Here is a 15,249-nt window from a genome sequence, read left to right on the forward strand (position 1 = left end):
TCAGACGAAGCGGATCTGCGCGGCACGCGGGTGCCACACGAGCTGGGACACGTCGATGCCGCCCGGCACCTTCGACGCCTTCACCGCGCCGTGCCACAGCAGAGCGGCCGGAACGCGGGTCTGCCCCGGAGCGAACGGGGCCTCGGCGATCACGAAGCCGCGCAGGATCTGGCGGCCGCAGTGCGCCTCGGGGTCGTACGGGCCGTACAGGCCGGACTCCGCGACCCTGCCGACCGGCACGCCGGAGAGCACCCGGCCGTACGGGTCGCAGCCGTCCCCGCACACGTAGTGCGTGCCCTCGCTGAACAGGGTGAGGTCGAGGGTGATCGTATCGACGGAGTCGGTGCCGTGCAGGGACGCCAGCCACTCACGGTTGGCGGTGGTGTACTCGGACGTCGAGACGGGCTGGATGGTCATGTGCGTGTCTCCATGGACGCTGCGGTCAGAATCCGCACACCGCCCACGGAGGCGATGCCGTCCACGAAGTTCAGGGGGCGTGGTCCCCCAAGGTCTGGGCCCGGACTATCGGGCGGCGGAGTCGCTGAACTCCGGGATCAGCCCGCGCCGCCTGGCCATCTCCAGCCCGGCCGAACCGGGCTTGGACACCGGGGCGGTACGGGTCGGGCCACGCCCCGCCGGTGCTCCCGCGGGTGCCGCCGGCACCGGGGTGCGGACCTCACCGAACAGCTCGGGACGGCGTGCGCGCAGGGCCTCGGCCGCCGCCTGGATCCCAGCTTCGTCCGCGTCCTCGTCGTCTACGGCAAGCAGACGCTCCGCGTCCACCAGGTCATCGCCCTTCGCGCCGAGCGCCACCAGCGCGGCCCGGCGCAGTGCCGCCCGCTCCCTCTCGGCGGCCTGCTCCTCCCGGCGCGCGGCCTGCAACTCGCGCTCGGCCGCCGCCTGTTCGCGGCGCTCCACCTCCGACAGGGCGGCCTGTTCGGCCTCCCGCTGCGCGGTCACGAACTCGCTCAGCGCCTTCGGGGAGTCGAACCCGAGCTGGGACAACAGGCGCTTGATCCCCGCCCGTTCGCCCTGCGCCTTTTCACGGGTGAGCATCTTGCCCAGCCGGTCCTGGGTGAACGTGACCTGCTGCTCCTGGCCGCTGTCCGTGGCGTCGTCCAGCTGGTCGTTCGTCTCGTCCTCAGAGGAGGCACCGAGAATCGGGTAGATCGGCCGCCCGTCACGACGGAAGCCGACAGGACGGCGAAGCGGCAGGGGCTGGACCATACATCTCCTCCAGAGCGCGCCCCCGCGCTGCCGGCCAGTTTAGCCACCTGCACCGACACGACCACGAGCCCCTGTCCGACCGCCCCCACAGGATGGCGTCGAACAAGGAGGTATCCCCCCATGACGCTCAACCCCTACACCGCCGTCGGGCTCATCCCCGAGATCACCGAGATCCAGCAGCGCGACGACATCGCCACCAACCTCGACCACCTGTACGCCCTCACCCGGACCGCGGTCTCCCTCGGCGGCCTCGACCACCCCGTCCGGCTGGTCGTCCTGCCCGAAGGGGCACTCCAGGGCTTCACCGACGAAATCCACGACCTCGACCACGCCACCTACGCCCGCACCTGCGCCATCAGCCTGCCCGGCGCCGAAACTGAAGAGCTCGGCCGCTGGGCCCGCGAGTTCAATGTCCACATCATGGCCCAGGCCAAGGCCCTCCACCCGGCCTTCCCCAACCGCTACTTCAACGTCGGCTTCGTCATCAACCCCGACGGCGAGATCGTCCTGCGGCACTACAAGCTCACACCGCTGCCGCCTATGGAACACAGCGTCAGCCCACACGACGTCCTCGACCAGTGGACCCGGCTCCACGGGCGCAACCCCGAGGCGTTCTGGCCCGTTGCCGACACCGCCATCGGCCGCCTCGGCGTCATGATGGCCAACGAAGCGTCGTACCCGGAGAACGCCCGCGGCCTCGCCCTCGGGAGCTGCGAGATCGCCTACCGCACCAGCTACCCGCTGCCCGGCGTCACCTCCGACGCCTTCGACATCCAGAACCGGGCCCGCGCCCTCGACAACACCATGTACGTCCTCGCCCCCAACCCGGCCTCCTACACCGGCGTCGACGGGCAGCGCGTCGACTTCTTCGGCGGCCACTCCACCATCACGGACTACACCGGCCGCACCGTCGGCCACCTCGACCACGGCGGTGTCGCCACCTTCGTCACCGCCACCATTGACCTGCCCGCCCTCCGCCGCCAGCGCACCTCCGCCGCGTGGACCAACTGGGCCAAGGACCTGCGCACCGAGCTGTTCGCGACCCTGTACGACCAGCCCATCTACCCGGCGAACCTCTACGCCGATCGCCCGCCGTACGACCACGCTGAGTACCGCGAGCACGTCACCGAACCCCAGATCGACCTGATGCGCGCCCGCGGAATCTGGCGCTGACCTTCGCCTCACGCACCCGGAGGCCGCGTCACCGGCTCGCCTCCACCAGCTCCCGCTCGCTCCCTTTCTCGACCAGCCTCTTCGACCCGGCCGAACCCGGCCCGGCCCCCTCCTGGTCCTCGTCCTCCTCGTCTCGCGCGCGACGCGCGGCGGCCTCCGCCATCCGCACCGCGGCCTCCTGCTCCGCCTTCGCCCTGATCCGCTCCACCTCCTGCGAGGCGTCCTTGATCGGGTACCCGGCCTCCAGCAGCATCGCCACCGCCGTCTCCAGCGACAGCACCCCCGCCCCGTACGCCTTGACAACCTCCTCCAGCACCGCGCCCCGGTCCGTCGGCGTGTGCGGCGCCCACGCCAGCCGCGCCGGCAGCGTCTCCCCAGCCGTCCATCCCTCCGCCCGGCCCGCCTGGTACAACCGCTGCACCATCTTGAACAGCAGCCGGTACTTGTGCTCCCGTGCGAGCCGCATCATGCCGATCAGCCCGTCCAACGGGCCCAGCGCGAGCTTCAACGCGTACCCCGACGGCACCTCCGTCGCGTCCAGCGTCCCGAGCCCGGCCGCCGTCACCCGGCTGTTCGCCGCGATCCGCTCCAGCAGGTGATCCACCCGCGCCCGCAACTCGGCCAGCTGCGGGGACGTGTCCAACGCGTCCATACGCCCGGTCTCGCCGAGCTGCCACACCGCACCCGCCTTCACCTCCAACTCCTGCGGCCTACCCGTCGCCCGGTCCACCGGCAGGCGCGCCCCCGCGAGCCCGATGATCGGCGTGCCCGTCGTCGCCGACGCCGCCGAGCTGTCCGAGTCGGTGGCCGCGAGCTCGTCGAGCGCCTGCAGAACCCGTGCAAGAACCGAGCGACCCCAGTGCTCCCCACCGTCGGGGATCGTGTTCGCGATGTGCACCACCGGCACGAAGTCGATCATCAGATCCAGCCGGTTCAGCTCCGTGCCGTCCGGCCGCACCCGGTACGCGGCCTTGTCCATCGGCAGCCGGTCCAGCGTCTCGCCGTTCTTCAGGTCCTCCAGCAGCCACTCGCCGTCAGTGAGGTAGCAGGTCACGTTGGACGTCCGGCCCGGCTCCCACGGGTACTGCCGACCACCGGCCACAAGCCCATCGTCGCCGGGCTCGCCATACTCGGAGATCGGCCCCAGCTCGTACGTCACCCGCCGCACCCTGGCCTTCAGCCCGGCGTCATCGTCCGCCGGCAGCTCCCACGCCAGGTGCACCCGACGGGGGAAGTCCTCGTCCTCGTCGTCCCACTGCGGGAAGAAGAACCCCGGATCGTAGACCCGCAACGTCGGCCGCTGCTTCTCCGGGTTCCACGCCAGCACCATCACGCTGTCCCCGAGGAGCACCGCCGCCCGCTCCGCCTGCTGGACCCGGAACGTCAGCAACTCCTTGTCCGCCCACTTCCGCAGCCGGTCCTGCACCGCCGCAGCCTCCGCCGCCCCTGGCGTTGGTGTCTCCTCGTCGGCGTGCTCCGCGCCCTCCACTACGACCTTCTGCTCCGAGCCGAGCAGGTAACCGAGCGCGGTGTCCACCAGGTTCGCCGCGTCGCCCAGCTCCCGCCGCTCCAGCGCGCTCTCGTCGCCACCGACCGCCGATAGCTGCCCGGCCTGGTTGTTGTCGTACGCCGCGAGCACCTTGTATGCGGCCAGCCGCCGTAGCTCCTGCGGCGGGACCCACGTCTTGGCCAGCTCCGGAAACGCGCGGCTGCCGGGACGCCCGGCATCGGCCATCACGGGCTTGTAGTTCAGCCACGACCACGCATCGATCACAAGTTGACGCAGGCCCACAGTCTCCTCCGGACGTCGGCCCCGCGCCGTTGATCAGCCTATAGTCCAGCGAACCCCACGACCCGGCTACGTGAGACTGGCCGCCCAGGTGGCATGTCGTTCTGCCGCCACCTTGCGCAGGCGTTCGGTAAGCGCGGCCCGCTCCGCGCCGTGCGTCTTGTTGCTGTGGCAGTTCGGGCACAGGGCGATCATCGCCGCCGGGTGATCCCGACCGCCGCCAGCGTGGTCATCGATGTGGTCGACTTCCAGTAGCGGCTCCCCGGCCTTCGTCCGGTACGGGAGGTCTGGCAGCAAGCACTCTGGGTTCTCGCACCTTCCCCCGCTTCGGATGACCACCGCCCGACGTGCTGCGGGATTCCGGACACGTCGGTCTCCCGCCACGGCCCGCCGCTCCTGATCCCGCCCGGACTCCTCCCATTCCGCCGCCCTCATACACAACGCCCGGTACGCGGCTTCCGGGGGGGGCGAGCACGAACCGTCGGGGTGCGTACGGCTCGGGAACCAGACGGAAGCTGTCCGGTGCGGCCTGATCACCTGCCACCTCATCCAGCCCAGCCCATGCGGCCTGCAGCTGTGCTTCGACCGCCTCCTGTTCGGCACGGTCCTTGACCACGAGCGTCAGCTTCTGGCCCTGCCTGGCCATCTCGATCGCCACCGCCACAGCGGTCGCGGTCTTACCCGTCCCGGTGGGCAGACGCATCACGCTCTTCATGCCCACTCCGAACCGGCCGAGCATGCCCTCACGGCGAGATCTCATCTTGCGAGCGTCCACGACCAACGCCACGACCGGGACCCCAACGGTCCGGCCGCTCTCCAGCCATGCCGGCATCTCCCGAGCTTCCCCCGCCATCCCCGACTCCCTGCCTGTCCATCGCCGATCACCTCGCAACGCTGCCACAGCCCACTGACAACGGCCTTGGCTCAACTACCGCCGACCAGCGAGCCGCTGGTCATCCCCACCACGCGGAGGCGGCATCGTCGGATCCAGGAACAGGTCCCACAACGCCCACACCGCCGAGTCCAGCAGGTCGGGCGAGTCCTCCGTCTCGCCCTGGCCGACAAACGTCGTCATCTGCTCCTCCAGCTCCGCGAACCGCCGGGCCGGACCGACATGCGACACCCTGGCCTGCTCGTACAGCTGCGCCGCTGGCGCCGCCCGCGCCCGCTTCCCGCGCGTGGCGTGAACGATCCGCCAGTTCACCGTCGGGTCCACCTGCTCCAGGAGAGCGGGCAGGTAGTCGCCGCCATTGTTCGCCTCGATGACCACGCAGTCCGCCCGGTGCTCGTGGTACAGCGTGGCGGCCCGCTTCATCGCCTGCGTCGGCGTGTGCCGGTCCTGCTCGCAGTGCAGCAGGTACCCGCGGGGCCGGTCGTCCCCGAACATCGTCTCCACGGCGAACCCGCGCCCCGCCACGGTGAACGCGGTCATGTCCGCGTTCTCGTGCGACTTGGTGGCCGGATCGACGGAGACCACCACGCGCTGGAGGTCCGGCAGATGCTCGGGGCGGCGCCGGAAGCCCTCGACCTCCAGCATCCAGCCCTTCCACAGCGCGCCCTCCACGTCCTCGAGTAGCTCGCCGGACAGCTCCTGCCGCCCCAGCCGGGTGCCGGCATACTCCTCCTCCAGCTCCTCTCGGGCCGCCGCCGACAGGTTCGCGTCGTTCTCCCGCATGTGCCCTCGGGTTAGCACCACCCGCGGCGGCGCCCCGCCCTCCAGGTGCGCCTTCTCCTGGGCACGGCCACGCTCGACCAGCCGCTTGACGTGCGGGAGCGGCTTCGGCGTCGTGGAGATGACGACCTGCGGGGTGTCCGCCTCACGCAGGCAGAACCACAGCATGTCGTAGACCTCTTGCGCGGTGTGCCGCGACCAGGCCGCGTACTCGTCGCACCACGCCTTGTCGAATGCCCAGCCGCGCAGGTTGTCCGGCGTCTCCGCGCCGAATCCCCGGATCAGCGTGCCGTTCGTCAGCCGGAGCGTCGTCTCGCCCAGGCTGGAGTTGTACTTCGCCACCTCCTCCGGCGGGAACACCGACAGCAGCCCCGACTTCGGGGACTCGAAGCAGATGTCCCGCACCAGCGTGGCGTTCTTCGCCACCACCGCGATCTGAAGACCTGGTGTCTGCGCCCACTCCCTCACCGTCTCCGCCGCCGTCCGGGACTTGCCCCAGCCACGGCCGGTGAGCAGCATCCACACGGTCCACAGCCACAGCGGCTGACGCTGCGCCGCACGGGCATGGTGGTGCAGCCAGCCCGCGTGGGGCAGACCGTCGCAGTTCGGGACCTCGCACGCCCACCGCCGCGCCGACAGCTCATCAGCCCGCACGAGTGCCGCGACCTCGGCCTTCAACTGCTCGTCGCTCATCACCGATGGATCCGCGAAACCCTCGATCACGCGGCGCTTCGCCCGGCCCCGGCTCACTGCGTGCCCTCCGACAACCGGCGCTCCAGCTCCCGTCGCAGCTGATCCATCCGTGCCCGACGCTCCTCGTCCGACAAGGAGGCCACGTCCACGCCCTGGTCCCGGTCCTCGACCGTCCCCGCCGCTGGGGCCTCGCCCACGGCCCGCCGTTCGATCTCCGCCGCGACCTGGATGTAGCGCAGCAGCTCCGACGGCGACAGCTCCCGCGGGTCCAGTGACTGGAGCCGGGCCACCGCCTTGCTCTGTACGGCCTGTGCCAACTTCGCGTGCCTGCGGGCGATGTCCCGGCGCGCCTGCGCCTGCTCCGCGAGGAACAGCCGGTCCTGCTCCCGGTCGTAGGCCGCCGCCCGCATGACCCATGCGAACTGCCGCGACCACCGGCCCAACAGGGACCGAGACTTATCCAACTCCTGTGCCGCCTTCGTGACACTCCGCGCCGGGCCGAGATCGCGGTACACAGCGAACGCCTCGAACGCCTGGACCGACTCCCCGCTCTGCCGCTCCCAGGACTCCACGGTGCCCTCGGCCACCGCTCACCTCCTGGCCGACGGCCGACTAGTTGTGCTGTGCGGCCAGGACTTCCAGCGCCCGCCACGGTTCGTCGGCCGGCACAGTGCCCTCCTGAACCATCTGGTCGATGGCCGCCCGCACCACGGCCGCCGTCTCCACTGGGAGGTCGCGCACACCGAACACCGTCTCCAGCGGCGCCGTCCCCGCCCGGGTCGCCTCCCCGATGGCCGAGTCGAACCAGCCCTCGGCCAGCTCCCCAAGGTGTCGCTCGAACACGGCGAGGATCACGCCGAGCGCGGTCGCGCTGTTGCCGATCTTGTACGCGGCCCGGGAGGTCTCCAGCGCATCGAGCACCGGCTCGTACTGCTCCAGTCCGGCGATCCACCGCTGGTCCGCCGTCGCCGTGGAGCGGGCCGCGTCGAACGCGGCCTCTGCTCGCTCCAGCTCGGCGGGCAGGAACATGAACTGCACGCTGGCGAAGTCGAGGTTCGCCTCGCCCAGGGAAGCGACGTCCACCTTCTCCAGCAGGTCAAGGGCCTTGTCGTCCAGGCCCGTGTACTGCCGCCATTCCACCGACTCCAGTTCGTCGTACAGCTCCTTGAGGATCGCCGGATCGTCCTGACCTGCGATGGCGTTGTGCGAGAGCTGAAGCGCGATCTGCCGCTGGCGGGGCAACGGCTCGTCTATCTGCATCCACCAGATCTGCGACAGGCCGGCCTCGATCGCGGCCAGGGTGCGGTGGTTGCCTGACAGGACGACCAGCCGCCCCGTGTCGCGGTCGTTCCACACCAGCGGCGTCGATGTCAGGCAGCCGTCACGCTCGATGTTCGCCACGAGCTGCCGGAACTGCTCGTGCGGCAGGAACCGCGCGTTGACGTCGAGCAGCGTTAGCGTGCGCGGGTCGCCCTGCACCATCTGCGGCGGGGCGAGCCGAGTAGTCTCCTCCATGATCAGACTCCCGTCTTCGTCGTCGGGGCGCCCCACCGCTTCGCCCACATCTGGAGGGCGTCGGCCAACGTGTGCTGGCCCATCGCCCCCTGGTACTGGAGCTGAAACTTCCAGCCGTCCTCGTTCGATGGGCTGCGCTTGTGCAGCCGCAGCAGCCCGCGGTACTTCATCGACACTGGGTTGTTGCTGAACGCCGTCGTCGCCACTCTCCGGATGCGCCGCGAGAACGACCGCTGGCACAGCAACTGCGCCTCGCTGGACATGGCTGCGAGCACGATCAGCTTCGACAAGCGCGGGTAGTCGGTCGGCGCGACGGCAAAGTCCGAGAGCACGTACGCCTCGTCCGGCGTGAACGTGCTCGGAGCCATCGCGAAAACGCCGAGCAGCCGCCCGCGGCCGTCCTTCACCGCGACGGCCAGGTTTGCCGCGCCCGGAGCGATGCGCGGGTTCAGGTACCGGGAGCGCAGCGCGTTGAACTGGCCCGGCTTCAGCAGCGACAGGCGCAGCGGGCCGGCCAGTTCGTCGCCTTCCCGCAGCCGGGGGATCTTCACCGGCTCGATCGGCTGGCGCGGGGCGACGATCCTCGTCGGGGCCTCGCTGGCGTACACGTAGAAGGGAGCGGCGCGCGGCGTGGCCTTGATCACGCCGCGCAGGTACGGGTACAGGTCTGGAACGTCGTGGTTGGAGGCGGTCAGCCAGTACGGCCGGTCCGTGATCCCGCCGAGCACGCTGACCACGTCGTCGTCGGACAGCGGCTCGTACTCGGGCGCGTCCCAGGTGAAGTGCGCCTCCAGCGACTCGTACAGCTTCTCGTAGCCGCCGCCGTAGAAGGGAGGGAAGGAGCACACCGGAGCTTCGCGGGGGACCTTCTGGAGCCAGGACCGGACGTCTTCCACCTCGTACGAGGCCAGCTCGACGTCGGAGCCGGACAACCGCTCGACGGTCTCCGCGTGCTTGGCCTTCCACTGCTCCCGGTAGGAGCGGACGACCCGCTCGTGCCACAGTCCCTCGCGGCCGACGCTGGCAAGGAACCGCGTGCCGAGCATGAGCGTGGCGACGGTGCCGACACCATCGTCCAAGGAGTCAGCGAGCCAGCCGAGTTCGTCTCGGCTCTCCTCGCGGAGCTGGATGCCGACCGGCTGGCGGGTGAGCCACCGGCCAACGGCGCTGGTGTAGATCGATACGTCGGAGGAGTGGAGGGCGAAGCCCATGCCGGCCACGCTGCGCTCGATGGTGAAGTTCCCGCAGCACGGGACGTACACCGGGCCGCGCGGCCACTGGCTGGCGGTCTCACGCACGATGGAGCGCATGGGGCCCGGGATGGTGCCCTGGAACATCTCTCGCCTCCCTACGAACGACAGCGCCCGGCCTCGGTGACATGCCGGGGCCGGGCGCTGCTCTGGAACCTTACACAAGGAGCAGGCAGCTCCTTGAGATAATGTCACCTATCTCATGAGCGCGGTTCCGACGCTCAGATCAAGGTGCCCTGCTGATCCATCGGGGACAGCTCCCGCACGTCGTCCCCCGTGACGTCCTTCCACCAGGCGGCGAACACGCGGCGATGACACCACAGGCCCGGCTTGGCCAGGTCCTCGAAGCAGAGCAGCACCAGTCGGTGATCCCCCTCCTTCTCTGTGATCTGCCGCAGCCGCGCGGCGATCCGCTCCGGCCCGAGCTGATCGAGGTCAGCCCGGTAGGCCGCCGTGAACTCGGACTCGGGCCGCGAGAGGTAGTCCCGACGCGGCGCGAGCTCCCGCACCGAGTGGGTGAGGGAGTAGGGAAGCTTGAAGCGGGGAGCGCCGAGGGTGATGCGCACCGGCACCCCTTGCGGAGGCTGGAACGCTTGGAACCGGTTGGTGAACAGGGTGAGCACGTTGTTCCTTCCTTGCTGCTGAACACCCTGGCCGCAGGCGTGGTGCCGAGGGCCAGGGCCTTGCCGGCCCCACTCGCTCTTGGAGCGGGACCGAACGGCACCGGGTCCGCAGGGAGGAGGCCCCCCGCGGACCCGAGCCAGATCTCTCACTCCTCCGAGAAGACGAAGGACGTCGGGGCTGCCAGTTGCAGGACGACGTCGAACTCCACCGGTCCCTCTGCGCAGTTGACCGTGAGCCGGAGGACCCTGTTGGTCTCATTGGCGAACCCGGAGGCCGTGGTCTCTTCCACCTCGGAGATCACCTCCGAGGCCGGACCGGGTACATACTCACGGGCCTCCGCCAGAAGGAAGGAGAGGTGGTCCGCAAGCTGACGGATCACAGGGGAGGCCGACTTGTGCCCCCAGTCCACGCACTCCGGCCTGACCTGGTGGATTCCAACAGAGTCCAGTTTCTGACCTTCGCCCATTTCTCCATCTCCAACCCCGGATGGAATTTCCCTTTTCGTACTTATATCTTATGACATTTGCAATTCCATGAACATGGAATTCGGAAGGGAATTCCAATCGAAGCGGGGCGCAGCCGATAGTCCCGGCTGCGCCCGCTCCTTCGCCTCCTGGTGAGAGGTGGGGCGCGGCCACCGCCGCGCCCCACCCCCGCTCTACTTCGCCGCCGCCTCGGCCTTCTTGGCGGGCGCCCGGCGCCCCGTGGGCTTGGCCGCCGTGGAAGTCCGCGCCGCGGGCTCCGCGCCGGCCTTCGGGGCGGGCTTGGCCACCGCCTTCTTCGCCATGGACTGCGCGTCCGCCGCCTTCGCCTCCGGCTCTTCGGTCGTCGCCTCGGACTTGGCCGCCGCCTCGGCCTTCTTCGCAGCCGCCTCCTGCTGGACCTCGACGGCCGCCTTGGTGAACTCCTCGACCATGGCCCGCTGGATGCCCTGCGCCTTGCTCAGCAGGTTCTTCACCATCTGCACCTTCGCGTACAGGCGGCCGACGACCCGCAGGTGACGGGTGAGGTCGTCACCGAGGATGACGGCCAGGTCCTCCGGCTTCTTCTCCGCCAGCTCCTCCAGCAGCGGGATCAGGACCTCCTCCGCCTTGCCGAGCCCGTCCTTCGTCTTGGCCTTGGCCTTCTTCTGCTTCTCCTGCTCCTCGGCCGTGGGTGCCTTCTCGTTAGTGAGGGAGGTCTGCTGCTCCATCATCTTGAGGCCGTTGGCGAAGTGCTGCGCCTCGGCTTCGCTGTCGAAGTCACCACGCACGTACCGCATGGCCGCCACCATCTGGTTCGCCGGGTTGAGCTGGGCGATGTGCCAGGCGAGGTTGTTCTTGATCTGCCCCTGGTCGACCATCTCGGCCACCTCAGGGCGCAGGGTGAGCAGGCCCAGCCGCCAGGTGATGTGGGTCTCCGTCTTGCCGAACTGCTTGGCGATCTTCGCCGGAGTCCATCCGGCGGCCTTGAGGTCGGCGTACGCACCGGCCTCCTCCATGATCGTCATGTCCGCCCGGTTGACGTTCTCGGCGATGCTGAGGACGTAAGCCTCTTCCTCGGTGGCACCCTCGACGACCTTCGCCGGAATGACCTCCAGGCCGGCCGCCTGGCAGGACCGCCAGCGCCGCTCGCCCGCGATCAGCATGTAGGGGACCTTGGCGCCCTCGACCGGCCTGATGACGACCGGCTGGAGGAGGCCGTTCTCCTTGATGCTGCTGGTCAGTTCCGCCTGCGCCTCCTCCGAGAAGAACTTCCTCGGCTGCTCCGGGTTGGGGGCGATCTCGCTGACCTTGACGTTGATGAACTCGACCTTGTTGTCAGCCATTTTCCCGCGCCTTTCGTGAATTCCAGTGGGGTGTTTTCCTTTGTTCTTACGCTTATATCTTAATAGCGAATACCGCCAAAGCAAGTTCAGAACTCTTTTATTTCAAGGGAATTCAAGAAGGAGAATTTGCCGCTTTTGCGGATTCCCGTTTCTGGGCGGGGACATGAGAGAGCCCGCCACAACCAAGCGGTCACGGCGGGCTGACTCCCGTCACGCACCCCGACAGCCGCACCGGACGGCCGACTCCTCGCCGGGCGGGGCGCGGGGGGGTCGGCCGCCCGGCGAGGAGTAGGGAAGGACGCCGCTCACGCGACGCTGCCGTGCGGGGCTCCTGCGGCTACTGTACCCGCCCGGCACTCCAGAACGTACAGCAGCTCTTCAAAAATGTCATCTATCTCAGTCCTCGAGGGCATGACGTCGCCCTCACAGGCTGTCAGGTCTCACCCCCACCGCTTCCTCCGCCCGGCTTCCGCCTTCGCATGAGCGCCATCACCTCGACAACCCTGCGCGCATCGTCCCCCGCCGACCGGCTCGCCCCACCACGCAGGACCCGCGGGGCCCCCTTCGCAATCTCAGCGATCCGGCGCTCGTCAACTTCGGACATGGATATGCGGTTCCTCCCGTTGCACGGCGTGCGCCCCGCTCCGCCCGCCGCTGTAAGCGACTCCTCGGGGCGCCAGCCCGGAGGCAGGCGCACGGGAGCGCAGCCGGTGCCGCCTCACCGGTCAACGCTCCGCCGAGAAACTGTGCGACAAACCCTATAACCCCCGCGACCTGCGATGTAGTGTTGCTTCACACGGTGATTACCGGTCAGTCACAACGCCCGGAGCATACGACACAGCCTGAGATGACGGACATGGCAGAAAACCGCGCCACCGGGCGGCCCCTGAGCCTGCGAGTGAAACTGCTCACTCTGCTAAGGCTGCGGCGCGACCCCGAGGGCTTCACCCCCAGTGCACGCGACATCTCCGAGGCGACCCGTGGCGGTCCAGGCGCCTCGATCTCCCACGGCCAAGTCACCAGCCTGCTCAACGGATCGAGTGGCAACCCACGCACGTCCACCATCGACGCGGTGGCTCACGCCCTTGGTGCGCCGGCCGCCTTCCTCCTGCCAGGGCCCGAGTGGGACGACCTGGCCGCGCTCACGGTGTACGTGTCGCACCCGGAGGCACGTCAAGTCTTGCGTTTAATGGAGGGTCTTGAGGTGCAGGACATTCTTGAAATCACCTCAAGGCTCCGGGAGATCCGTCGCCTGAAGGGACTGTCCGAGGACGTCCCGGCGATCCCCCCGCCTCCCCCCGGCGTCGACCAGCCCCGTGAGGGGCGTCCGCGCCGCCGGAGCTTGGATGAAGCCGCTGAGAGGGCAGCGGATTACTTGGAAGGACGCTGACGTGGAAGGCCCGATCTTCGGCCTGTGCGCGGTGCTCACGCTGTTGAGTACCGCAATAGCCATCAGCCGGAGCCTCGTGCAGAAGAGACGCAGCGGCAAGACGTACCGCTTGGCGCTGTCGGCCCACCTCGTGGCGCTGGTGAGCAGCTTCGTCGGCTCCCTACTGGCCGTCCCGACCATGGCGGACATCGCAGACAGAGCCACCACGGCCGAACTGTCGACCCTCGTCTCGGACATCGCCGCGGTGATCTTCTGTGCCAGCCTTCAAATCCTCATCATCGACTGGGAGTACTACAGAGAGCTGCCGCACTACGTCAGCATCGCGTGCCGTGTCACCTTGGTGTTGATGGTGACCAGCCTGCTGATCTGGCAGTTCCGTCGGGCCGACCCCACCGGGCTCGGGGTGGAACTGTCCACCTCCTACGCGCGGATCAGCGAGGTCCGTACCTACTTGCTGACGTACCTGTGCTTCTTCGCTGCTGCCGGAGCCGAAGTGGCGATGCGCGCCGCGAAGCTCGCGTACGGCATGCGTCGAACGGGCCGCTCGGCTGGCACCGGAATGGCCGTGGCAGCGGCCGGGGCGGTACTGGGTGTCCTCTACGCCATGAGCCGAAGCGGCTACGTTCTCGCATACGAAGCCGGCCACGCGTGGCCCTCGACGCTTGAGCGCATCATCAGCCCCGCGTTGGCTGGACTCTCTCTGGGCGGCATCGTGGCCGGCTTGTCGATGGCCGTCCTCGCCAACAGCCGCTCTGGATCGTCAACGCCTAGGCGGAGCGCGGCTCCTGCTCGGCGGCACCCCACTGCCGCCAGGTAAGAGCGACCCGGTCCGCGTCCACGGTGCGCGATCCCCTGGATGCGGCCGGGTACACGGCGATCTGTTCCAGGAGAAGCACGACCAAGCCCTTTTTCGCTTTCAACGGGGCGTGCTTCCACCAGCGCACAAGGTCCGGGACGTCCCCAACGGGGACGTGCTTGACCTGCTTCAGGAACCGGGCCTGTGTTGCCGTCTCCCGGATCAGGTTGGTCAGCTCCTTGTCCGCCGTCTTGAAGGCGGCAAGCGACATACCTGACCCCTTGGCGTAGTCCGCGCCCAGCTTCTTCTGCCGTCGGCGTGCCGATGCGACCTGCTTGTCCAGCTTCTCCGCCTGAGCCAGCAATTCATCACGCGCAGCACCGATCAGCTCCGCCACTTCGGGCTTCGCCAGCTCCGCCAGGACGTGTTCGCTGACATAGGTCTCGAACAAGTCGGCATTGATGCGGACTTTTCCACAACCGCCTGGGTGCTGTGGAGAACTCGGGGGGCAACGGTGACCTCGGGCACCGGCATTCGACGGTGACGCCCCCAGCGTGTGCCCACACAGACCGCACACGCTGAGGGGACCCGAGAGCAGGTACTCCCGCTGGTCGCCGCGCTGCTTATCCGGGTCGTTCACCTGCCGCATGGCACGGATGGCGAAGAAGTCCTCCACCGGGATGATCCGAGGGCCGCCGCTGTCGACCAGCTCGCCGTCCTCCGTCTCCCGCAGACCGGCGATGGCCGGGTGATGGAGGACACCGGCCAGCACATCCGGCTTGAACTCGTTGCCCTGGGTCGTGCGGTAGCCGTGCTCGGTCATCCATACAGTGATCGCGGGCCAGGTCTGCTTCTCCAGCCGCCGCGAGGCGGCGGCCCGGATGCCCTCCGCCTCGTCCTCGCGCACGCGCTGGTACGCCATGTCCCAGAACCCGTAGAGCCTTGGCATGATCTCGACCCCTCTACCCGACCCCTCCCAACATTGACTAATTTACCAGCGAGATAGGTCACAGTGTTGATAAACCAACGAACACCTCAGAATCGTGCATATCTCGTGATCATGGACTCACCTCCGCGCGAGGCTCGACACCCAGCACCCTCCAGAGCTCAGCCGTCGGAACGCGGACCGTCCCCCCAAGGGGCAGTGTCCTGACGGGGAACGTGCCCGTCCTGATCAGCTCGTACGCCTTGTCGCGGCCAATGCCCAGCGCACGTCCAGCTGTTGTCACATTGACCGTGGCCGGGAGAGCGAGTAGCTCCTCCAGCCCCATGGCTCCGCTCGGTCCGCTCGCTTTCTGAGCAGTCATGTCGTT

At 68.6% G+C, this 15,249-nt stretch carries 15 protein-coding genes; 3 read left to right on the forward strand and 12 right to left on the reverse strand.

Annotated features, from left to right (window positions below):
• Complete coding sequence (locus tag ACFPZJ_RS01290) at positions 1 to 417, reverse strand: head decoration protein (RefSeq protein WP_215166577.1); 417 nt, start codon at positions 415 to 417, stop codon at positions 1 to 3.
• Between the two features lie 105 nt (positions 418 to 522).
• Positions 523 to 1,227 carry a hypothetical protein gene (locus tag ACFPZJ_RS01295; RefSeq protein WP_215166578.1) on the reverse strand — a complete coding sequence of 235 codons (705 nt, stop codon included), beginning with the start codon at positions 1,225 to 1,227 and terminating at the stop codon, positions 523 to 525.
• A gap of 120 nt (positions 1,228 to 1,347) precedes the next feature.
• On the opposite strand from ACFPZJ_RS01295, the gene ACFPZJ_RS01300 reads away from it, so the two are divergent.
• Entirely contained in the window at positions 1,348 to 2,400 is a 1,053-nt protein-coding gene (locus tag ACFPZJ_RS01300; protein ID WP_381015935.1) for a nitrilase-related carbon-nitrogen hydrolase, read from the forward strand.
• 28 nt (positions 2,401 to 2,428) lie between these two features.
• Here the strand turns inward: ACFPZJ_RS01300 and ACFPZJ_RS01305 are convergent, their stop codons facing one another.
• The 9 genes from ACFPZJ_RS01305 to ACFPZJ_RS01345 all read right to left on the reverse strand — a co-directional run bounded on the left by ACFPZJ_RS01305 (position 2,429) and on the right by ACFPZJ_RS01345 (position 11,750).
• Positions 2,429 to 4,174 (reverse strand): hypothetical protein, encoded by a 1,746-nt coding sequence (locus ACFPZJ_RS01305; protein ID WP_381015938.1) that lies wholly within the window; start codon positions 4,172 to 4,174, stop codon positions 2,429 to 2,431.
• An 84-nt stretch (positions 4,175 to 4,258) separates the two neighbouring features.
• Positions 4,259 to 4,486 (reverse strand): HNH endonuclease signature motif containing protein, encoded by a 228-nt coding sequence (locus ACFPZJ_RS01310; protein ID WP_215166581.1) that lies wholly within the window; start codon positions 4,484 to 4,486, stop codon positions 4,259 to 4,261.
• Positions 4,487 to 5,117: 631 nt separating this feature from the next.
• Positions 5,118 to 6,584, reverse strand: coding sequence for a terminase large subunit domain-containing protein (locus tag ACFPZJ_RS01315; RefSeq protein ID WP_381015941.1), 1,467 nt, complete (start codon positions 6,582 to 6,584; stop codon positions 5,118 to 5,120).
• Positions 6,585 to 6,607: 23 nt separating this feature from the next.
• Positions 6,608 to 7,141 (reverse strand): hypothetical protein, encoded by a 534-nt coding sequence (locus ACFPZJ_RS01320; RefSeq protein WP_215166584.1) that lies wholly within the window; start codon positions 7,139 to 7,141, stop codon positions 6,608 to 6,610.
• 25 nt (positions 7,142 to 7,166) lie between these two features.
• Positions 7,167 to 8,069 (reverse strand): ParB N-terminal domain-containing protein, encoded by a 903-nt coding sequence (locus ACFPZJ_RS01325; RefSeq protein WP_215174648.1) that lies wholly within the window; start codon positions 8,067 to 8,069, stop codon positions 7,167 to 7,169.
• Positions 8,070 to 8,071: 2 nt separating this feature from the next.
• Entirely contained in the window at positions 8,072 to 9,406 is a 1,335-nt protein-coding gene (locus ACFPZJ_RS01330) for a putative antirestriction adenine methyltransferase (RefSeq protein ID WP_381015944.1), read from the reverse strand.
• Between the two features lie 134 nt (positions 9,407 to 9,540).
• The gene (locus ACFPZJ_RS01335) at positions 9,541 to 9,942 is read right to left on the reverse strand and encodes a DUF488 family protein (RefSeq protein WP_381015946.1); all 402 of its coding nucleotides are present in this window, start codon (positions 9,940 to 9,942) and stop codon (positions 9,541 to 9,543) included.
• A gap of 146 nt (positions 9,943 to 10,088) precedes the next feature.
• Complete coding sequence (locus ACFPZJ_RS01340) at positions 10,089 to 10,232, reverse strand: hypothetical protein (RefSeq protein ID WP_381015948.1); 144 nt, start codon at positions 10,230 to 10,232, stop codon at positions 10,089 to 10,091.
• Between the two features lie 369 nt (positions 10,233 to 10,601).
• Positions 10,602 to 11,750, reverse strand: coding sequence for a ParB/RepB/Spo0J family partition protein (locus tag ACFPZJ_RS01345; RefSeq protein ID WP_381015951.1), 1,149 nt, complete (start codon positions 11,748 to 11,750; stop codon positions 10,602 to 10,604).
• An 847-nt stretch (positions 11,751 to 12,597) separates the two neighbouring features.
• Here ACFPZJ_RS01345 and ACFPZJ_RS01350 point away from each other — a divergent pair.
• Together ACFPZJ_RS01350 and ACFPZJ_RS01355 are read left to right on the forward strand one after the other, a co-directional pair.
• Positions 12,598 to 13,140 (forward strand): hypothetical protein, encoded by a 543-nt coding sequence (locus ACFPZJ_RS01350; RefSeq protein ID WP_215174658.1) that lies wholly within the window; start codon positions 12,598 to 12,600, stop codon positions 13,138 to 13,140.
• A 1-nt stretch (position 13,141) separates the two neighbouring features.
• Entirely contained in the window at positions 13,142 to 13,957 is an 816-nt protein-coding gene (locus ACFPZJ_RS01355; RefSeq protein WP_381015953.1) for a hypothetical protein, read from the forward strand.
• Here ACFPZJ_RS01355 and ACFPZJ_RS01360 read toward each other — a convergent pair.
• Positions 13,908 to 14,858, reverse strand: a complete 951-nt coding sequence (locus ACFPZJ_RS01360; RefSeq protein ID WP_381015956.1) for a recombinase family protein — start codon at positions 14,856 to 14,858, stop codon at positions 13,908 to 13,910. The genes ACFPZJ_RS01355 and ACFPZJ_RS01360 overlap by 50 nt on opposite strands.
• Between the last annotated feature and the right edge of the window lie 391 nt (positions 14,859 to 15,249).

Source organism: Streptomyces bullii, assembly GCF_042657145.1.
Lineage (GTDB): Bacteria > Actinomycetota > Actinomycetes > Streptomycetales > Streptomycetaceae > Streptomyces > Streptomyces bullii.